Raw genomic sequence first — 20,386 nt, forward strand, 5'->3', positions numbered from 1 at the left:
GAGCGGGAGACATAGATGCTGATCACAAAATTTCTTAACCGGGCGGGCGTCCTGTTACTACTCGCACTCTGGTGTAGCGGTTGTGGCGGTGGCCGGGATGAAAACCTGCCGGAAACAGTAGCTGTAAATGGAATTGTCACCTATCAGGGAAAACCGGTGACGGATGCATCGATCATGTTCTACCCCGTGAAGGGGCGCAAACCTGCGACAGGACGATCAGATACCGAGGGTAAATTTTTCCTGCGTACTTTCGAGAAAGATGACGGTGCGATTCCCGGCGAGCACACGGTCACCGTGAACGCCTACGAGTCCACGCCCGAAGGAGTCTCGATGAAAAGTGCGATTCCAATTAAATACAGTAGCCCGACGACGACACCACTCAAGATCATGGTGACGGAATCAAACTCGGAAATCAAACTGGATCTGACAGACTGAAATCAGGACGATGATTCCGGTTCAGTCTGGTTTGTCAATCTGCTGAGCGGGAGCTCCGATTTTCAATGGTCGGTTCACCAGTGAGACCAGCACAAAACTGAGCATCATCAGCAGATACCAGGCAACCAGCTTCGTAAGCGAAACCAGTTGCCAGTGATGCTTCTGCATGGGGTAGATCCAGACATTCGCGTACGTCGCCAGGTTTTCCGCAAACCAGATAAATAATGCGACCAGCAGCCAGCCCACGACGAGTGGCATGCGCCGATGAACCCGGTTCATTTTGAAATAGATCATCACTCTACCAAACATCAACAGGCTGGCGGCAATCAGCGCCCAGCGAATATCCATGACATAGTGATGCGTAAAAAAGTTGGCATAAATCAGTACCACAAGCACAACAGTGCTCCAGAAGGGTGGGTAGCTGGAATAGCGAAAGTCAAAGATCCGCCAGACACGGGCGATATAGCTGCCCACCGCGCTGTACATGAACCCGGCGAACAGAGGCACATTGCCGATACCAATCTCAAACGGTTCGGGATACTGCCAGGAGCGGATGCCGTCGGACGTTTTAAACAGTTCCATCACCGTCGCGACAAAATGAAAAATCAGAATCACGACCGCTTCGCGCGGCGATTCCAGCCGAAAACAGAGCAGAAAGACCTGGAAGGCAACTGCGGCGAGAAACAGAAAATCGTATCGATAGAGAAAATCGATGGGATACCAGAAGCGGGTGATGATCATCAATGCCAGCAGAAAACCACCAAAGATACAGGCAGAAGCCTGCTTGATGCCGAACAGCCAGAATTCGTGGAGAAAGGTTTTCAGGAGATTCAATCCATTGCCTGCTGAAGAACTGAGAGACGGTTAGCGGAAATACGATTGTACTGTACCAGTTGAAAAGACTCCATAAAAAAAGGGAGCAGACACATTGCCTGCTCCCTGTTCGGAACCTGGGACAGCTCCAAGCCATCCCACGCACACTTCCGTTACTCAGCACTGACCGCAGCAACCTGCGGTGCCAGTTGCAAATCGATCGGGTTCGATGCAGCACCATCGCCTCGTACGATGACGAAGGTGGCATCTGCTACGTCCAGCAGTGGCAGTTCTGGCAGTTGGATGCGAACACCCAGGTCGTACCAGCCATAAATTTCTGCTTCGAAGTTCATGCCATTCAGAGACATCAGAACTTTACCTGGTTCCGGTCCCAGACCTTCACCGGCCAGATTCACCATTCCGCCACTGAAGACGACATCGGAATCTGCAGAGAACAGAGCAGGATCGACGGGCAGTACATCAACACGAGCCACGACAGCACCGTTGTTTTCTTCGAAGGCTTCCGGAATTTCCCGGTGTGAATCGATCAGCACATGCAGCTGTTCGAAAGGCACCAGATTTCCTTCAGCATCCGTAGAAAGTGTGCTCGCAGCGAATGGCAGACGAATATCGACCGACTGAATCTGTCCTGCTGCGATATTATCAACGCGTGTTCCTGCTTCAGGTACTCCGGCGACTGCTTCCCGTGAGTTGGAAGCCAGCAGCATGACATTGAAAGGCTGGTTGATATCAACCACACTATTGTTGCGGAACCAGACGCGGAAACGAGGTCCGAGTTCTTCTTCTGCATGACCGGAGTCCACAAAGCGTACTGCCAGCATCTGCAGGTCGAGTCCGCTGTTTATCACGATCGGTTCAATATCAACCCAGGTACCACAGGTTACGACTGGCAGTGGCTGCCAGACAGGGCAGTTGTACCAGACCCAGGGGCCACAAGGACTGCAGATGATAGGACGACAGATCAAGGGACGAGGATCACAGATGGGGTGACACCAGTCCCACCAGCACCAGTCCACCCAGGCAGACCAGTGAGGGCTCCAGCAGTAGCTGGGGTACATGCCGGGACCAGCGTACCAGCTGCCGAAGTGAGTATGGGTGAAGGAATTGGCCATGTTGCCGAACAGTGTGCGGTTTCTCCAGCCACCATGCTTGAGCAGATTCTGATTCAGGTGCAGCTGACGGGCCACATCCCCTTTCTTGTGCAGTTCGAACTGCTTTTTCAGATTCCACTGTTTGTTGTTCTTGCTGTTGATCAGGGCGTTGAATTTTCCGGCCTGCAGCTGTTTATCCAGATTCAATTTGAGAGGTTTGATATTTTTATCTTTGAACAGATCTTTGTTGATAGGCACACCATTTTTACCGAGCCACTTCTTGGAAGGACCAGAGTGTTTGCCTTTGGGAAAGTCTTTATGACCAGGCAGGTCAATCCCTTTAGGAAGCTTGCCGATCTGATTCGGTTTTTTCCCAGGTTTGAAGACATTATTATCTTTGCCAGGCTTGGGATCGAATTTACCTTTTCCGGGTTTGAAGACGTTGTTGTCAAAACCGGGTTTTGATGGTTTTGTCCCTTTACCTGGTTTCGGTACAAACTTTCCAGGATCGACTTTACGATCGGGAATCTTCAGATTCGGAATTTTGCGATCGGGTATTTTCCGGTCCGGAATCTTTGTGCCAGGAATTTTGTGCTCAGGAATCCTGATCTGAGGTACTTTGCGATCTGGTACCTTCCGATCGGGAATTCGTGGTTTCAGATCCTTAGTGTCGAGTTTAATGCTCCCCTGATTTCCAAACTGTGGCATCTTGAAGTCGGGGCGTTTTGTCGGCGGTGTGACTTTGAATGATTTCGATGGTCGACTGCTTCCTCTGTCAATGACTTTGGGACTGATATTACCGGAAAAGTTTTTGACACTTTTACCGGAAGTCTTTGGCAGACTCTTCGAGATGGAAGACGACAGAGGTCGTGAGGTTTTAGGGCGTGTGAAACTTTGTGGCCGACTGGAAGAACGTTGTGGCCGGGATGATTTTGACGAACTTTGTGAGCTGCTTTGGCTGCTGCGACTGGAACTGCGGCTCTTGCGATCTGACGATTTATCAGCCGCCAGTATGGGAGCACTACAGATCCCTCCTACGATTGCCAGTGACAGTAACATGCGAAACGGCCGTTTAAAGTAACGGACTTTATTCTGGATCATCATGACTCTTCCCCTTTGGTTAAACCGTTGCTGCCCGCGTTGTGATGTGAACGGTTTGAGAGAAGAGCGTAAAATATGCCAATTATATCGATTTGATATGAACGGCCGAAAACACAAACCTTTAAAGTGTTATTAAATATAGGTTTACATTTTTATATTTCAGACAGACTGTCCAGCAGGAAAGCTTGTAAAATCCACACAACATCGAGTCGCGCCATCATAATGATTTCAAAAACGACTCATTTTAGCAGCAGTATGACCGGGGACTCAGGAATTTTCTGCCGGTGGCTTCAATCCGTTTTCCGCTTTGACTACCTGCCCTTCACCATCCCAATTGCCGCAGCATCATGACGCTGGCTGCCGGACGGGAGAACTCCAATCTGGCTTACTCCCAGTGGCGGCAACAGGACTAAGAAAATCCTTAAAATTCGCAACACACTATTAAGGGGGAAGAGCGTGATGTTAAGATGGAATGTGTAATCAGATGCGGAGTGATTCCCCATCTCAGTTTGACTGCAAGGAGTGGTACAGATGCGATCGACAATCTTTTCTCTGTTTCGTGGCAACTTTTCCTGGAGCGCGTGCATTCTTTTTATCTGCATCCTCGTGCAGCATGGCCACGCTGAAGAATCCGCAACACCCCTGTCTGGAATCAAAACGACCAGTCCCGTCATCAACGACAATCTGACTGGCGAACTTCGCAGACTGAATGCCACGCTCAGTAAGGGAATCGCGCCCAGAGACAATGCGGTGGTCATTCTGGTGAAACTCTTTGGGACGGATGTGTTCGAACCCGCTTTGAAAAAAGACTCGCTGGACATGCTGGGAATTGAATCTGTGTCCGCACAATCTACCAGATTCCAATATGTTGCCGACTACGTAAAAGAGCACGCCGAGAACGAGGCACAAGCTGCAAATCTTGCCACACAGATTCAAATCGGGCTGGTGGAACTGGCGAATCATCCCTGGCAACGGTCAGACAACGCAGCCTTTGCCGACTACCTGACCGAGAATAAAGAAGCGCTCGACCTGTTTGTCGCTGCTTCTGAATTACCGAAATATTACGCGCCCCTGTTGTGCAGCGATACGCCGTCCCGGTTGATCTCTGCTTCACTGGCCGTTGAGTTTCGTCTGAAGTTTGTCTATCGCTGCCTGATTGCACGTGCCCTGCTCCGCGTCAAAGAAAAAGATGTGGACGGTGCCTTCCGTGATCTGCTGGCCTGCCATCGCATGGCGCGCCTGTTAGCAGCTGGCTCCCCCTTTGACGTATCAATTGTAAAAGCCCATGTGATCGAGGCCATGACCTGCCAGGCGGAAACGGGACTGATCGAAAGCGGAATTCTTTCCGGTTCCCAGGCTCAGCAACTCCTGAAGCTCCTCTTAGAATTACCCGACATCACGGCACCTGAAGTCGCTGCAGACATGGGAGAACGGGCCATCATTCAACAGGAAATTGAGCTTCTGCAGACCGACAGAGAGTCTGTCGTCGGCTTTTTCGAACATGGAGGGAAAGATTCCTCAAGCGAAGTGGAGGCGTTCCAGAATGCAAAGATCCAGTGGGATCTTGCTAAAAAACGGGCAGACGAAATCCAGGACGGAGTCGTACAGGCGCTTTCCATGCATGACAAACCCAGGCAGCAGCTTGAACAGTTTCAGAAGCTGAATGATCAGTACGAACAATGGCTGAAGGGGGACGAGGAACCCGTCGCCAAAGAGAAACCAGATGCAGAAGACAAACCTGCCCCCAAATTCGAGGAAGTATTCCGCAGCGATCCAGAGGGCACGAGTCGCTGGATTGGAGAAGCGATTGCCTATTCACTGCGAACCAACTGCTGGCAACGCAAGCTCACTCATAGTCGCGGCCAAAATCGCAAAGCAATGGTGTTGATCGGACTGGCTCTGGTCGTGTATCGCAGCCAACACGAAACTTATCCCACTGCACTTTCTGAACTGACTCCGGAAATACTCGCAGAGGTCCCTCTCGACATGTTTTCGCACGAACCGTTCCAGTATACCCGTGACGGATCAAAGCAGGCGCGATTGACCAGCTGGGGTGCCAACCAGGCCAACGACGCAGGCAAGGCATACAATGACGACCAGACTCTTCAATTTCCCTGAGATTTCGAAATCGGAACTGAAGCCTTCTCCTTCTGTTCCGACAGCTAAGCGGTTACGTTCCCTTCAATGAGGGATCGTCCTGCTGCTGACGCCAGGCGTTCAGTTGGCCCAGGAGTTTCTCTTTTACCTGTTGCTGCGCGGCTTCTCCTGAGAGGTCGTGTTGTTCGAGCGGATCATTTTTGAGATCAAACAGCTGCACGCGATCCAGATGGGGATAGTAGATGAGCTTCCAGCGATCATTGCGGATCATCCGCTGGAAGTTCCGGAAATAGCAGTAGACCTCATCGTAGATCGCATCCTGCTCCCCTGAGAGTACCGGCTTAAGGCTCTTGCCTTCGACGGTCTTCGGAATGGGGACTCCCGCCAGATCGCAGCTGGTGGGATACAGATCGCGAAGATAGCATTGTGCATTTGATCTTTTATCCGCGGGAATCCCGGGGCCGACCATGATCAGCGGTACGTTGACAGTGTGCTCATACATGTTCTGCTTCCCCCGCAACCCATGGCTGCCCATTGCCAGACCATGATCGCTGGAATAGATGAGAATGGTATTCTCCCACTCACCCGTTTTTTTCAACGCGTCTACAATTCTGCCGACCTGCGCATCCAGATGCGAAATAACCGAATAATAGAGTGAAAGATCGTTCTGGACGATCTCTTTCGTGCGCGGCCAGGGGAGGAGTGCTTCGTCGCGGCCGTCAAAATTGCCATGATCAAAGGGATGCTGTGGCAGAAAGTTCGCGGGGACCGGCATCTTATTCGGATCGTAGTATTGCTCATAACCTATCGGCATCAACAGTGGATCGTGGGGCGCCGTGAAGCAGACGTGCAGAAAAAATGGTTTTTCGTGCTTGCGATCAATGAACTCAATGGCGGCGTCGGCGAAGTGTTCGCTGATATTCGAAGTAAGACCGACCCCTTTCTCGGGAAAGAAATGACGTTCGTCATCCTGAAAGATCCAGCCTCGATAACCGGTGACCAGCACACCGTTCCCGTCATACGAGGGAACCGCCCAGCGTCCCCCCCCGCCGGTAAACAGGCCCAGCGTTTCATCGTAACCGCGCTGGACAGGTTTGCCGTCATTGTGCCACTTGCCAACATACCAGGTGTTGTAGCCCGCTTTCGACAGCGTCTGTGACCAGGTGGGGAGTTCTTTTTTGATCGGCTTGCCGAAATCCATTGAACCGTTATGAAAACCACTGACACCCGAGAGTATCTCAGCCCGACTGGGAGTACAGATCGGGTTCGCACAGACGGCACGGGTGAAACTGGTTCCCGCTTTCACCAGCTGATCCAGATTCGGTGTTTTAATGAGCGGATTCCCCAGGGCCGCAATCGTATCGGGTCGCTGGTCATCACTGAGGAGAAAGACGATATTCGGACGAGTCGCTCCCGTATCGCGATTTCTGTCTGCAGCCAGGCCGGTACAACAGAAATTCAGGCATAAAATAAGCAGAAAAGTGCGAATAACAGCCGGCATGATTCTCTCTCCTGGTAAGAAGAATTGGCCTCGGGTGAGCCGAATTCGTCTTTCACAAAATCCGTATTACTGATAAGTTTTGCATCTCAATCTGAGTGAAATTTCTTATTCGTTAGCTTTCTTTATCTATTCTGGACAATGTCGCCATGCAGGGCAAGCGTTATATCAGCTGGATGCTGGGAATTATGATACTGGCGTGGACCGGTTGGTCATTCTGGATCAAACGCCAGGATGCCGTTGAAGTGATTGAGGACAAAGCACCACCCCAGGCTGAGGCGGTCGTCAATCCACTGGAAAACCCGATTCAGGTCCAGAATGCCTCGCTTCGAGATGAAAAAGTGGAAGTGCTGGAATTGAACCTGCAAGTCAACCAGCGATTCCCCATGATCAAAACAGTCGAACAGAAACTGTCACAGGCCTCTGCAGCCGGCATCATTCAGAGTACCTCGAAACTGGAACTGATTCTGGCGCTGACGGTAGAAGAACTGCGCGACGACGGTCGCAAACGGCTCAAAGTGAGTTACACAGGTGTCAAATATTCACACGATATCGCCGGCGAACAGGTAAACTATGACTCTAATCGCGCCTCAGGTCCGGTGCCCCCTGAGGTTCAGGCCTACCAGCATCTCGTGAATAACGGATTTTCGTTCTGGATCGGGCCGGATAACAAAATCGTGGAACTGGTGGGATTTGATGAGTTTCTCAAACGTTGCCTGCAGAACACCAGTGCCAGCCAGCGGGAAACCGTACTGGCGAAGATCTCGGAATCCTCGGGCGATGATGGCGTCGCAAATTTCATCGACGACAGTATCGGACTGCTGCCTTATAACATCGATGAAAATCACAAAGGGGGTGCCATCCGCGTGGGTGAGACCTGGGTCAAAACCCGCCGCCTGACGCAACCGATCCCGATGGTCCTCAAAACCGAATACACGCTCCGCGAGTTGAACGACAATATCGCCCGCATCAACATCGCCGGTGATATCGCCGCATCGAAAATCAGCAGCCCGATCAACCAGCACGGGAAATCGGTTCAACTCTACATCCGGGGCGGAAAATCGTTCGGCTCCTGCCTGATTGATCGCAAAACGGGATTGCCCCTCGAATCGAAAATCGACCGCTTCCTGGAAACCACGGTGAAACTGGCCAGTGGGAAAGAATTCGAACAGCAAAAACAGATCGTCACCACCATCCGGGCCTTTCCGCATCAGGAAGTACGACCACTGGGCCCCGCAGCAAAGCTGACACTCCCCGGGAACCCGAAACCGGCTGCGAACTGAAAAATCGCCTGCACCGGTGATCGATTTTCACTTCCGTGTTCGGGGAATCTTTCCAGTATGATGCGATGGCGTGCCGCTACCGAATCTTGCAGAGAAGCTGAGAAACAATCCGCCCGAAAGTGGTCAAGATCGAGTGGGGGCGTGTCGCGAGACAGGTATGAAATTGCGCAGAAAGTGGTCTATAAGTGACGGAACACGCAGTTTTGCGCAAGCAAAAACAGTGCTCAAATCAAAGTCGCATTTTTCACTGAGAAGACGTTGAGCCCTGAAATACAGACGATTCAGCTCAGCGCGGCAGCATGACCGGGGCGCATTCCGACAATCGAAAATTATTTTCTACAACGCTAAAAACAGACAGAGTAAATCAGACAGTTTAGTGAAGTTACTCAGGCAGCAGCTCGCAATTCCGCAGGCTGATCGTCTTCCTGATCAGAAGCGAACTGCTGGCATTCTTTCACTACGTCAGCGACAAACTGTTTTGCCGTCAGATGCTCGCGCAGGTAGCTGGCGACTTTCGAAAGACGCGTTGAGACATACCAGGGACGCAGATGATAGCGAACGGGGGTTGCCTGTTCGATGACCTGCATCGTCTGCTGATAGTTAGCAGGATCGATGTTGAGTTCGGTGCTGTCACTGCAGGAGAAGAGCATCTGCAGATTGGGATCTTCTTTTGAACCGAACTGTACTTCGAGTTTGAATCCGCAGCTTTCCGCAAGCATCTTCAGACTGGACGGCGTGAAATTATGAATGTGAGCGTAATGAAACATTTTACTGCGTCGTGCAAACGGAGCTGCGATGTTCGGGCATTCGACATAGAACAATCCGTTCTCCGCCATCATGCCTCGAATGTATTCCAGGGCGCGACGTGGCGAATTGAAATGCTCGATCACATGGACCAGCAGCACCAGTTCTCGACTGTGATCACGAGGTTGTTCAAACAGATCCCCGCGCACGACGTTGGTCAACAGGCGCTGCTGCGAGTAATCCTGGAAACCTTCGCCTGGCTCAATGCCGGTTGCCTGATGGCCGTTGAGTTCGAAGACTTTGACGGTGCAGCCAATCCCAGCTCCGACTTCGAAGACATCTGCATCAGGTTCGATATGCGGTTGCAGCTGACGAAAAATCCGTTGACCATTTTTCCAGGCACGCATTACCCTGCGATCGGAAGGGGTCATCTCGCCATGATAACTCTGACGGTATTCTGTGGCGTAATAGTGTGCAAGTTCCTCATCAGTCGGAATTTTACCATGCGCGACCAGACCACAGGTTTTGCAGATTACGGATTCCAACAAATTTCCATGTCGATCCCGATCTCCAATTTGCTCGAACTCGGTTCCTGCACACAGATCGCACTGTTTTTGTTCCATCGGATTCACCACATTTATTCGCCAGAATTCATTGAATTCTATCACTTCAGGTCCTTGAAACTCGAACCGGAGGCCATAGAACAGGACAGATTGGCGTGAACACTAATCGGAGTGGGAAAACAGGTCAAGATGAATCATTTCAAGCCTGTTTCCAAGAGGGATTTAGACTGTGTCCAGTTTTACTGTCACGACTCCAGATCCGTTTGTACCGAGAATATTAGATTGACAGAAATTGTGGTTAATTGTGAAGCGATCTGGCCCAATTTTCCGATCATCGGGGCCCTCGGAGATTGTGTTCGACTGAGAAATGGCCTGACAGGGTGTGCTGCATTGTTTTTCCGGGCTCATGCATGTACCCTTATGACCAACGAACTGAAGCAAAAGTTATCAAAAATGACCCGGCAAATCAGCCTTCAAGCCGAAAGTATACAAAGAGTTAGGAACATTCATGTCTGAGGGTAAAATCAAGAAGCTGCTCGTCGCCAACCGTAGTGAAATTGCCATTCGAATTTTTCGAAGCACACACGAATTAGGAATTCGCACAGTCGGCATCTATACCCATGAAGATCGTTATGCCCTGCACCGCACCAAGGCAGACGAAGCATATCAGATTGGAAAACCGGGGCACCCGGTGAAATCCTACCTGGATATCGAGGCGATTATCACACTCGCCAAGCAGAAGAAAATTGACGCAATCCATCCAGGTTACGGATTTCTCTCTGAAAATGCTGAGTTCGCTCAGGCATGTGAAGATGCCGGAATCATCTTTGTCGGCCCCCGGGTCGAAACGCTGAGAGCGCTGGGAGATAAAATCTCGGCCCGCAAAATTGCTGAGCAGGTAGGCGTCCCCGTGCTGGGGGGAAGTGGCGAAGCAATTGTGGACGCTGCCTCGGGCCGGAAGACTGCGATCGACATTGGCTTCCCGATCATTCTGAAAGCAGCGCACGGCGGTGGTGGTCGCGGTATGCGAGTGGTTCAGAAAGAAGAAGATTTCGATGCGGCTTATGAGCTGGCACGGAGTGAATCTCTGGCAGCGTTTGGCAGCGAAGATGTTTTCGTCGAAAAATTCATCTCACGCGCCCGCCACATTGAAGTGCAGTTGCTGGGGGACAAGCATGGTAACCTGGTACATCTTTTCGAACGCGACTGTTCGGTACAGCGGCGTCACCAGAAGGTAGTGGAAATTGCACCGGCTCCCAACCTTGATCCGGTTGTGCGAGACGCTCTGTGCGAAGCGGCTTTGAAAATTGGTAAGAGCGTGAACTACGAACTGGCGGGAACCGTGGAGTTCCTGCTGGACGCCGACACAAATCAGTTCTACTTTATCGAAGTCAATCCGCGAATTCAGGTGGAACACACGGTAACGGAAGAAGTGACCGGCGTCGATATTGTGAAATCACAGATCCTGCTGGCACAAGGAGCCAAGTTGAATGATCCGGGCATCCGGATCAATTCCCAGGAAGAACTGCAGACACACGGATTCGCGCTGCAGTGCCGCGTGACGACTGAAGATCCCTCGAATAATTTCATGCCCGACTATGGTCGCGTGGCACATTACCGGTCCGCCAGCGGGATGGGCGTGCGTCTGGATGCAGGGACGGCGTTCTCGGGAGCGATGGTCTTCCCGTATTACGATTCACTGCTGGTGAAGGTCACCACATGGGCGCGAACCTTCAGAGACGCTGCAGCCCGCACGGAGCGTTGTCTGCAGGAGTTTCGAATTCGTGGCGTAAAGACGAATATTCCCTTCGTGCTCAAACTGATTACGCATCCGACCTTCCTGAACGGCGAATGTTATACCCGGTTCATCGATGACACGCCTGAGCTGTTCAAGTTTCCCAAACGGCATGACCGTGCTACGAAACTTCTGACTTATCTGGCGGAAACAGTCGTCAACGGAAACCCGCTGGTAAAAGACCGTGCCAAAGCAGTCCGTCGTACACCTGCCCCCGTTCCTGCTTACAATAAGAAAAAGATCTCGCCGCCGGACGGGATGCGACAGAAGCTGCTGGAGCTGGGAGCTGAGAAATTCAGTAAGTGGATTCTGGAACAGAAGCCGCTCCTGCTGACGGACACTTCCTTCCGCGATGCACATCAGTCATTGTATGCCACCCGATTCCGCACACATGACATGCTGCAGATCGCCGAGGTCTACGCACACAACTGTCCGGAACTGTTCTCTCTGGAAATGTGGGGTGGTGCCACTTTCGATACATCCATGCGATTCCTGAAAGAATCTCCCTGGCAGCGACTGTCAGAGATGCGGACCCGGGTGCCGAACATCCTGTTCCAGATGCTGATTCGTGCTTCCAGCGCAGTGGGATACACCAACTATCCGGACAATGTGGTCCGCGCGTTCGTGAAAGAAGCCGCTGAAGCGGGCATCGATGTATTCCGCGTGTTCGACGCCTTGAACTGGGTGCCCAACATGAAAGTCGCGATGGAAGAAGTGCAGAAACGCGGCGCGATCTGCGAAGCCAGTATCTGCTACACGGGTGACATCCTCGATCCAGCCAAAACGAAATACGATCTCAAGTATTACGTCAACATGGCTAAAGAGCTGGAAAAGATGGGTGCCCATATTCTGGCCATCAAAGACATGGCAGGATTGTGTAAACCGTATGCAGCTGAGTTACTCGTAAAAACTCTGAAGCAGGAAATCGGTATTCCCATTCACTTCCACACTCACGATACCAGTGGAGGCCAGGCGGCTGCGATTCTAAAAGCGGCGGAAGCAGGACTGGATATTGCCGATGGTGCAGTGCCTTCCATGTCAGGTGGAACATCTCAGCCTAACCTGACCACCGTGATCGAAGCCCAGCGGTTCACCGATCATCAGCCAACAGTGCAGGTCAGCTATCTGGATGATATTTCCGAATACTGGCGTGCAGTCCGTAATTACTACACCGCTTTTGAAAGTCCGGTCTTACCCGCCGGTGCCAATCTGTACGAGCATCAGATGCCGGGCGGCCAATATACGAACCTGCTGCAGCAGGCACAGTCACTGGGACTGGGAGATCGCTGGATCGAAGTCTGCCATGTGTATGCTGAAGTCAATCAACTGCTGGGTGATATCGTCAAAGTGACTCCGACCTCGAAAGCGGTTGGCGATATGGCACTCTTCCTGGTCGCGAATGACCTGAGCTGTGATGATGTCGTGAACGGCGATCGCGATCTGGCGTTTCCGGAATCTGTGCTGGATCTGATCAGCGGTCGCATGGGACAGACTCCCGGTGGCTTCCCTGAAGATGTTCAGAAGAAGATTCTGCGGGGAGAAGAACCGCTTACCGAACGTCCGGGAAGTATTCTGCCTCCCGCCGACTTCGAGGATGCGGCGAAGACTGTTCAGAAACTGATTAACCGCACGCCCACCGATCAGGATGTGGTTTCGTATCTGTTATACCCGAAAGTCTTCGAAGATTTCGCAGCCCACCAGAAAGCCTACTTCGATACAAGCGGTCTGCCAACTTATGCGTTCTTCAATGGTCTGGAACCGGAAGAAGAAATCTCTGTAGAGATCGCTCCTGGTAAGACGTTGATCATTAAGTTCCTGGCAGTAGGTAAGCCACAGACGGATGGCTGTCGAACGGTCTTCTTTGAACTGAACGGTCAGCCTCGAGAAGTCGTGATCGTGGACAAAGCTCTGAAGCCACAGGACAGTTCGCGTCGCCGAGCCGATTCTTCTGATCCAAAGCAGATCGGAGCAGTCATGCCCGGTGTGGTTGTCTCATTGAGCATTAAAGTCGGAAGCAAGGTGAAAGCCGGCGATCAGCTCTTGATGCTCGAAGCCATGAAAATGCAGACGAGTGTTATTTCCGAACAGGACGGCGTTGTGAAAGAAATTCTCGCCGAGCCAGGCACGCAAGTGGAATCGGGCGATCTGTTGATTGTGCTGGAATAGCCAGTCATTTGAACAGATTTACTTTCACAACGTAAGGTATTTACCTCCACTCTGAGGCTGGGCAATTCCCCCCAGCCTCAGAGTGGCTGATATCCTCATGCGTCCTGAAGGCATCGCTCCATCTTACCCAACCGCACCAGTATTGCTTTAAAAGGATGATTTTATACAAAAACAGGTTTCATTTTGCTTTGAAACATTAGAGAAATTCAACCGCTGCCTGAAATTTCGCCGATAGTTTAGATATCAGGTATTAATATTTCTTAATGCTTTGAGTTCAAATCAATCACTCAAACAGAACAAACGGACAGAGCTCTTCAATTCTGTCTCTTTAAGAAACCGGAGTACTCGGCGAATGACTGGAGCGCGTCAATCCATTCAACCCCCTCATTTCGTGATTTCCAGTGAGGGAGAGCTTCTGGGTGAAGACACCCCCGAGAATCAGGAGTTAGTTCGTCGCTTTGTTGCCTGTGTTAATGCCTGTGATGGGATCAGCACCGAAGAACTGGAGAGTGGCATTATTAACGACATGCGGCGTGTGATTGCTCAGACAGCACCGCTTCTGCAGGAACGCAGTCAGATGACCGAACTGCTGCGGCGTGAAATTCGCGCAGAAATGAATGCGAGAAATAAAAAGGATTAGCTCCCTCGCTACCCGATTGAGATTCAATTCGAACCGCGCCGGATATAACCGCTGATGCGGACTTTCAACTTACCCGTTGATTTATGCCCGGCAGGCAGGTTCACCCCAATCATCAATAAGCCGTCATCCTTTGGTGTAAACTCGGCCTTCTCACCGATCAGAAACGGTTTACCTACTTTCGGTTTTCCCTTTTCCTGTGAGACCACTAGTCCCATCAGTGCGCCTGCAGGAATCCCGTCTGCCAGTTCTTTCATGGCTGTTCCATGTGGCAGACCTTCTACTGTGGTTTTGATGTCGGCTACAAAATCATAGGTGCCCATTGCCTGAATGCGGACCGTTTTTCCCTTCGCCACCAGACCTGCAGGCGTACTCCAGTTTCGCGCAACATCAATATCAATATCGGATGAATTAGAACTCATCAGTTTTTCATTGAGCTGTGTAATCATGGCTTTCACGCCAGGAACATCTTTTTGAATGCTTTGAATCACTTCGAGCATCTCGCGAGATTTCTCATAGTCTCCGGCTTCTGAATACTTCCGGGCGATTTCTGCAGACTCTCGAATGAAGGAATCTTTCAGCTTGTCTGCCTGCAGGTTGATTTGCTTGACATTGTTTTTTTTGGAACTCTGAGCCACTACGGGTTCTGACAGCATCATTACAGCCAGAGCAGTTCCCACAAACAGAAATTGAACATTCCAGCCAGCTCTGAATTTCGACACGATTCGATTCCTCTACTAGATTAAAATAAAAGTGAATACCTTTATTATGGCGATTGGCAGCTACTACTGGCAATCAGAATCCGGCATTCCAATCTCTTCAGTCATGAAATACAAAAAACACTACCCGGGTGGCCATTGTAACGATCGTCCTCCCAGCAGATGCAGATGCAGGTGATCGACAGTCTGGCCTCCTTCTTTACCGGTATTAACGATTGTACGATATCCCGAGTCCAGCCCCAGCTTCTTCGCCAGTTTCCCAACAGTGAGCAACAGATGCCCCACGAGTTCCTGATCCGAATCCTGCAGGTGTGCAATAGACGGAATTTCCTGTTTTGGAATCACCAGAACATGCACGGGAGCCTGTGGATTCACATCGTTGAAAGCCAGGCATAATTCATCCTCATAGATAATGTCTGCCGGTATTTCCCGATCAATGATTTTCTTGAAAATTGTTTTCTCACCTGACATGTAACCTGCTTCCTCCGTATTTCATTCGACACTATTTCTTAAAAACCAGTCCGAAAACTGAAAATCGAATCTGTAGTCGCTTATTCTATTCTACAACAATTAAAACAGATCAGGTAAAGAGCTGTTTGTAAACACCATATACACCAGCCAGCAGCAGTCCCAGGCAGGAAACGAACAGCATCAGATTCCACAATCGTCCGGGAGCGAGACGGGCATCAATCCTGGTATAGCGCAGATAAATCGCTGCGACTCCCAGCATCGGCAACATGATGGCCTGCATCGTTCCCGCGATTAAGACCAGCCGCACCGGGTTGGCTCCTGTCAGGAAGACAGCCAGGCACAACAGAGGCAGAACCAGTGACATGATTTTGATCCAGTTCTGCAGCGCGTGCGGTTTGCTCTCATCTACGACCCCAAAAAATCGCAAGCCGTCTGAGAAGATTCGTGCATTAGCGGCGTTCGCCACCAGGAATGTGGAATAAAGCACGGCAATCGCGCCGGCCAGAAACAGCCACTTGGCGAACGCACCAAAGACAGGGACATAGGCTTCCGCCAGGGTACTCACCATCCGCATGCCGTCCGGGTCGAGGCCTTCCTTGTGCAACACTGCGACTCCCATCAGATAAAAGGCAAGTGTCGCGAAAGTGTAAATGCACATCGAAGCAAATGCGTCAATTTTCATCACACGCATCCAGCCTTTCGCTCGTTCCGCCCAGGCATCGTCTTCTGCATGAGGGCCAGTAAAACGTGCATAACCTTTTTCGAGACACCAGTAGGGATAAGCAATCAGTTCCGTTGCGCCGACACCAATAATCCCGAACGCCGCCAGTGCAGTCAGCAGCGGGTTCATACCGCCTGTCGCTTCCGGTACTCCAAAAGAGAGTCCGCGGATGATTTCAGCAGTCGAAATACTCCAGATGTCGGATGCCTGCAGGGAAACGACATTGCCTATGGTAATGAAGGTGAACGAGACAACCAGAATTGTCGATAGATGCTCAATCAGATTATAGCGACCGTAGTACAACAGAAAGGCTGTCAAAACGGCGATGATACTGGCCCAGATCTTGTCATCCCAGGTCTGGGGCTCGAGGATTGATTTCCCATCTTTATCCAGCAGAGACTCCTCGTTGCGTATTTTTTCGAGAATCACCTGTCCTGCCGCCTGCAGGCGTTCAATGCGCTGCTTCATTTTGGCGTGTCCGCGCAGATAGCGTTCTCGCTCGGCAGGCGTTAAATCTGAAAGTGCTTTCTCTTCCTCTTTTAAAGCTTCTTCCAGCTCCAGATAATGCACGAATTCTTTCTCTGAAGGGTATTGAATCGCCTGAAGATAATCTCCCTTGATCGGCAGGGTCAATGCCAGGGCCTGTCCCACGCCCCCCACGATCCCGCCCAACTGCCCGATGGTACAGAGACTCATCACCAGCCAGAACCAGAGAATCCAGTTGGGAGTTTTCTGCCCTTTGGTGCTTAGAAATCCGAGCCGGGGGCCAGGAACATGATTCAATGCGGCGAGTGTCGTCTCACCTTGCGAGATGGAATAACGTCCCAGTTCGATCTGGACAAATACTTTGATCAGACATCCCACGATGATCAGCCATAACAGAGCAATCCCTGCCTGAGCACCGGTCTTGGTGGTAGCGATCAGTTCGCCGGAACCGACAATACTGCCGGCGACGATGAGTCCCGGTCCCAGTCGTTTGACGATCCCCCAGAAATCGGTGGGGGCTTTGATTGATTCTTCGAGAGTCGAATCAACGGAAGGATCGAGCGCGTTACTCTCCTGTTGAGATTCCATCGTACTCCTGTTTCATCTTTGTCTTCGACGAAGGGGACAGTCGAAACATTACTCAGAGCCGTAAGGATTCAAACAGTGATCACTCAGATCCGGTTTGCATTTCGTGAACTCACACGTGAAATGCATTTCCGATTACGTGAGTTGTTTTTCTGCGACCTCTATTGCTTTGAGCAACCCCTTTGCCTTGTTAAGTGTCTCATGATATTCCGTTTCCGGCACACTGTCGGCAACAATCCCGGCGCCGGCCTGTACGTAGGCCGTAGATCCCTGCATAACCAGTGTTCGAAGTGCAATACACGTATCCATATTCCCGGTAAAATCGAGATAGCCGACGGCTCCTGCATAAGGACCGCGGCGGTGCGGTTCAAATTCATCGATGATTTCCATGGCCCTGACTTTGGGGGCGCCGGAAACCGTTCCTGCAGGTAGTCCCGCCCGGAGTGCATCCAGGGCAGAACGTTCTTCAGTTAAAGTTCCAGTGACATTCGATGTAATGTGCATCACGTGGCTGTAGCGTTCCACCACCATAACATCGGACAGTTCGACTGAGCCAAATTCACACACGCGGCCCACGTCATTGCGAGCCAGGTCGATCAGCATGACATGCTCGGCCCGTTCCTTGGGATCCGCCAGCAGTTCATCTGCCAGGCGTTTGTCTTCTGCTTCCGTTTTGCCCCGTTTTCGGGTACCGGCGAGTGGACGAATTGTCGTCACACGATCTTCGACCCGGACCATGATTTCCGGAGAACTCCCCACCAGATCCACTTCCGGCGTTTTCAACAGAAACATGAACGGACTGGGATTCACGACGCGCAGACTGCGATAGATATCGAGCGGCGTCGCTTTCGTTTCCAGCTTCAATCGCTGACTAAGTACGACCTGAAATATATCGCCGGCAACAATATATTCTTTACAGGCATCGACGGCTGATTCAAACTTCTGCTGTGTAAAATTCGAGGTCCAGTTCAGATCAGGCTCGGCGTGTGTATCAACACTGATATCCGCCATCTTTAATGCAGAAGGATCACCCGTCTGAAACCGCTGACAGGTCTGATCAATTTTTTCACAGGCACTCCGATAAGCGTCTTTTAATTCGGCTTCATTCAAATCGCCATCAAGGTGGGCGTGTGCCACGACCAGAACCGTTTTATTGATCTGATCGAAGACCACCATGTGATCATATAAGGCAAAGGAAAGATCAGGGAGCTGGCGATCGTTTTCCGGGGCATTCGGCAAGTGCTCCGAGTAGCGGACGACATCGTAGCCCGCGTACCCGACTGCCCCTCCGCAAAACCGGGGGAGACCGGGAAGCTCTGCTGCCTGGTATTGCCCGAGAATATTTTCCAGTTCCTGCAGCGGGTCTTCGACTGTTCGTTCCTCTATCTGCCCCTGCTGCTGGATCACCATCCGCTGCTCGTACGCGTCGACAGTTAAAAACGGGTTCGCTCCCAGAAAGCTGTAGCGGCTGATCTGTTCGCCTCCGACCACACTTTCAAACAGAAAGGAATAGGGGCCTTTTTCCAGCAACTGGTAGGCACTGACCGGAGTCAGGGTATCCCCGGTCAACTGCCGATAGACGGGGACCAGGTTGACCTGCCCGGAAAGTGATTTAAAAGTTTCAAAATCGGGAACGTATTTCATGGACTATCTTAACTGCTACTGTCTGTGGATGAACAAGCATCCCGGGTTCTCTAATACTCAGAGTCGTCTCTCTTATGAACATTTCTTTTCGGAGAGACAAGCTGCCCGCGGCTTCAGTTCTCAAAAAACTCCAAAAAGTCTGGCTGCCAGATCTGGAAAACAGCGGTCCGTAACAGGGAGTTTCGGATTTTTCAGTTTCGGAATCACTTGAGAGGAATGGTATTCAAGACACTCATAGCATAAAATGGAATAACAACACGAATCTTAAACAGCTTTCAACCAGAACCCGTGGATTAGACTTTGTTTTCCCGTAATGAATGAGTATGGTACTTGTTCCCCGAGTCTACACCGTTTGGGAATGAAAGTCACGTGAGTTATACTAACGCCAGAGACCAGATCACAACCCCATCGATCTGATCTGTTTTGAATACTATAAAGGAGAATAGGGTGAATTTGGACGCGTTCACTCGCACAAGTGGTGAATGGTTGAGAGGAATCGGCCCGGACTCCGATATCGTGATGTCCAGCCGCATTCGTCTGGCCCGGAACCTCGCACAGTTCCCCTTTATCAATCGCTGTACGGAATCGACACTGGGCGAAATCGAACAGCTGATGCGGCCGATTATTACCGCACTCCCCATGGACGTAAAACTCTCCTACCTGGATGTGAACAGCCTGGGTAATCTGGATCGTCAGTTTATTGTCGAACGCCAACTGATCAGCCGTGAACATTCCGAGCGATCAGGCCCGCGCGGGGTTGGACTGGACAGTGAAGAAAATATCGGCATCATGGTCAACGAAGAAGACCATCTCCGTCTGCAGGTGCTCCGGAGCGGTTTTTCGCTGAATGAGTGCTGGGATACGATCAACCATATCGACGATCTCCTGGAACAGGAAGTGACGTACGCCTTCAGTGAAGAGTTCGGCTATCTGACCGCCTGCCCGACCAACGTCGGCACCGGGATCCGGGTCAGCGTCATGCTGCACCTGCCCGCGCTGGTGATTACCAAAGAGATTCAGAAGGTCTTCCAGGCCCTGCAGAAAATCAACCTGGCCGTCCGGGGTCTCTATGGTGAAGGCAGTCAGGCCATGGGAGACTTCTACCAGATCTCCAATCAGGTAACACTGGGACAGACCGAACACCAATTGATTGACAGCATCAAGGAAGTCGTTCCCAATATTATTTCCTATGAACGGCGAGTCAGAAATTCGCTGATTAAGGAAAACCGCCAGGGACTGCATGACCAGGTCTCCCGGGCTTACGGAATTTTAAGCACCGCTCAGACCATCAGTTCTGAAGAAACCATGCACCTGCTCTCCAGCGTACGCATGGGCGTGAATCTGGGATTGATTGAAGGACTGCCGATCTCTGCCGTCAACGAAATGTTTATTTTCACTCAACCCGCACACCTGCAGAAACTGCATGGTGGAGAACTGCAATCCAGCGAACGTAATGCGGCCCGGGCCAACTACCTGAGACAACGCATCAGCGACGCCAACTCGGCCAACTGAATAA

General features: G+C 51.2%; 14 protein-coding genes. 6 read left to right on the forward strand and 8 right to left on the reverse strand.

Translation table 11 applies throughout. The annotated features are described in order from the left end of the window. Positions 1-15: 15 nt before the first annotated feature. Positions 16-435 (forward strand): hypothetical protein, encoded by a 420-nt coding sequence (locus ACN0YN_RS14305; RefSeq protein WP_417385695.1) that lies wholly within the window; start codon positions 16-18, stop codon positions 433-435. A gap of 21 nt (positions 436-456) precedes the next feature. On the opposite strand, the gene ACN0YN_RS14310 is transcribed toward ACN0YN_RS14305, so the two are convergent. Together ACN0YN_RS14310 and ACN0YN_RS14315 are read right to left on the reverse strand one after the other, a co-directional pair. Further along, on the reverse strand, positions 457-1,269 hold the full coding sequence (locus tag ACN0YN_RS14310; protein ID WP_417385696.1) for a DUF817 domain-containing protein: 813 nt from the start codon (positions 1,267-1,269) through the stop codon (positions 457-459). Positions 1,270-1,421: 152 nt separating this feature from the next. Then, entirely contained in the window at positions 1,422-3,464 is a 2,043-nt protein-coding gene (locus tag ACN0YN_RS14315) for a hypothetical protein (protein WP_417385697.1), read from the reverse strand. Between the two features lie 528 nt (positions 3,465-3,992). Here ACN0YN_RS14315 and ACN0YN_RS14320 point away from each other — a divergent pair. Next, a complete protein-coding gene (locus ACN0YN_RS14320) occupies positions 3,993-5,579 on the forward strand; it encodes a hypothetical protein (protein WP_417385698.1) in 1,587 nt (528 codons plus the stop codon). 52 nt (positions 5,580-5,631) lie between these two features. Here ACN0YN_RS14320 and ACN0YN_RS14325 read toward each other — a convergent pair whose 3' ends face one another. After that, a complete protein-coding gene (locus ACN0YN_RS14325; RefSeq protein ID WP_417385699.1) occupies positions 5,632-7,059 on the reverse strand; it encodes a sulfatase-like hydrolase/transferase in 1,428 nt (475 codons plus the stop codon). A gap of 146 nt (positions 7,060-7,205) precedes the next feature. On the opposite strand from ACN0YN_RS14325, the gene ACN0YN_RS14330 reads away from it, so the two are divergent. Next, entirely contained in the window at positions 7,206-8,339 is a 1,134-nt protein-coding gene (locus tag ACN0YN_RS14330; protein WP_417385700.1) for a DUF6263 family protein, read from the forward strand. A gap of 386 nt (positions 8,340-8,725) precedes the next feature. On the opposite strand, the gene ACN0YN_RS14335 is transcribed toward ACN0YN_RS14330, so the two are convergent. Next, entirely contained in the window at positions 8,726-9,706 is a 981-nt protein-coding gene (locus ACN0YN_RS14335; protein WP_417385701.1) for a class I SAM-dependent methyltransferase, read from the reverse strand. A 448-nt stretch (positions 9,707-10,154) separates the two neighbouring features. Here ACN0YN_RS14335 and ACN0YN_RS14340 point away from each other — a divergent pair, with 448 nt between their 5' ends. Beyond that, positions 10,155-13,607 (forward strand): pyruvate carboxylase, encoded by a 3,453-nt coding sequence (locus ACN0YN_RS14340; protein ID WP_417385702.1) that lies wholly within the window; start codon positions 10,155-10,157, stop codon positions 13,605-13,607. A gap of 352 nt (positions 13,608-13,959) precedes the next feature. Continuing rightward, on the forward strand, positions 13,960-14,247 hold the full coding sequence (locus ACN0YN_RS14345; protein WP_417385703.1) for a hypothetical protein: 288 nt from the start codon (positions 13,960-13,962) through the stop codon (positions 14,245-14,247). Between the two features lie 23 nt (positions 14,248-14,270). On the opposite strand, the gene ACN0YN_RS14350 is transcribed toward ACN0YN_RS14345, so the two are convergent. The 4 genes from ACN0YN_RS14350 to trpE form a co-directional block, all read right to left on the reverse strand. After that, positions 14,271-14,966, reverse strand: coding sequence for a hypothetical protein (locus ACN0YN_RS14350; protein WP_417385704.1), 696 nt, complete (start codon positions 14,964-14,966; stop codon positions 14,271-14,273). A 120-nt stretch (positions 14,967-15,086) separates the two neighbouring features. Then, a complete protein-coding gene (locus ACN0YN_RS14355; protein ID WP_417385705.1) occupies positions 15,087-15,434 on the reverse strand; it encodes a histidine triad nucleotide-binding protein in 348 nt (115 codons plus the stop codon). 109 nt (positions 15,435-15,543) lie between these two features. After that, complete coding sequence (locus tag ACN0YN_RS14360) at positions 15,544-17,229, reverse strand: Nramp family divalent metal transporter (protein WP_417385706.1); 1,686 nt, start codon at positions 17,227-17,229, stop codon at positions 15,544-15,546. 132 nt (positions 17,230-17,361) lie between these two features. Then, positions 17,362-18,870 carry an anthranilate synthase component I gene (gene trpE / locus ACN0YN_RS14365; RefSeq protein WP_417385707.1) on the reverse strand — a complete coding sequence of 503 codons (1,509 nt, stop codon included), beginning with the start codon at positions 18,868-18,870 and terminating at the stop codon, positions 17,362-17,364. 447 nt (positions 18,871-19,317) lie between these two features. Here trpE and ACN0YN_RS14370 point away from each other — a divergent pair, with 447 nt between their 5' ends. After that, the gene (locus ACN0YN_RS14370) at positions 19,318-20,382 is read left to right on the forward strand and encodes a protein arginine kinase (RefSeq protein ID WP_417385708.1); all 1,065 of its coding nucleotides are present in this window, start codon (positions 19,318-19,320) and stop codon (positions 20,380-20,382) included. Positions 20,383-20,386: the final 4 nt, after the last annotated feature.

Origin of the sequence: Gimesia sp. (genome assembly GCF_048260065.1) — a bacterium.
GTDB lineage: Bacteria > Planctomycetota > Planctomycetia > Planctomycetales > Planctomycetaceae > Gimesia.

What these genes read in the sequence shown, in the direction of transcription:
- ACN0YN_RS14305 (WP_417385695.1), top strand. Translation starts at nt 16, where the DNA reads ATGCTGATCACAAAATTTCTTAACCGGGCGGGCGTCCTGTTACTACTC.
- ACN0YN_RS14315 (WP_417385697.1), bottom strand. Translation starts at nt 3,464, where the DNA reads ATGATGATCCAGAATAAAGTCCGTTACTTTAAACGGCCGTTTCGCATG.
- ACN0YN_RS14325 (WP_417385699.1), bottom strand. Translation starts at nt 7,059, where the DNA reads ATGCCGGCTGTTATTCGCACTTTTCTGCTTATTTTATGCCTGAATTTC.
- trpE (WP_417385707.1), bottom strand. Translation starts at nt 18,870, where the DNA reads ATGAAATACGTTCCCGATTTTGAAACTTTTAAATCACTTTCCGGGCAG.
- ACN0YN_RS14345 (WP_417385703.1), top strand. Translation starts at nt 13,960, where the DNA reads ATGACTGGAGCGCGTCAATCCATTCAACCCCCTCATTTCGTGATTTCC.
- ACN0YN_RS14355 (WP_417385705.1), bottom strand. Translation starts at nt 15,434, where the DNA reads ATGTCAGGTGAGAAAACAATTTTCAAGAAAATCATTGATCGGGAAATA.
- ACN0YN_RS14330 (WP_417385700.1), top strand. Translation starts at nt 7,206, where the DNA reads ATGCAGGGCAAGCGTTATATCAGCTGGATGCTGGGAATTATGATACTG.
- ACN0YN_RS14320 (WP_417385698.1), top strand. Translation starts at nt 3,993, where the DNA reads ATGCGATCGACAATCTTTTCTCTGTTTCGTGGCAACTTTTCCTGGAGC.
- ACN0YN_RS14340 (WP_417385702.1), top strand. Translation starts at nt 10,155, where the DNA reads ATGTCTGAGGGTAAAATCAAGAAGCTGCTCGTCGCCAACCGTAGTGAA.
- ACN0YN_RS14360 (WP_417385706.1), bottom strand. Translation starts at nt 17,229, where the DNA reads ATGGAATCTCAACAGGAGAGTAACGCGCTCGATCCTTCCGTTGATTCG.
- ACN0YN_RS14335 (WP_417385701.1), bottom strand. Translation starts at nt 9,706, where the DNA reads ATGGAACAAAAACAGTGCGATCTGTGTGCAGGAACCGAGTTCGAGCAA.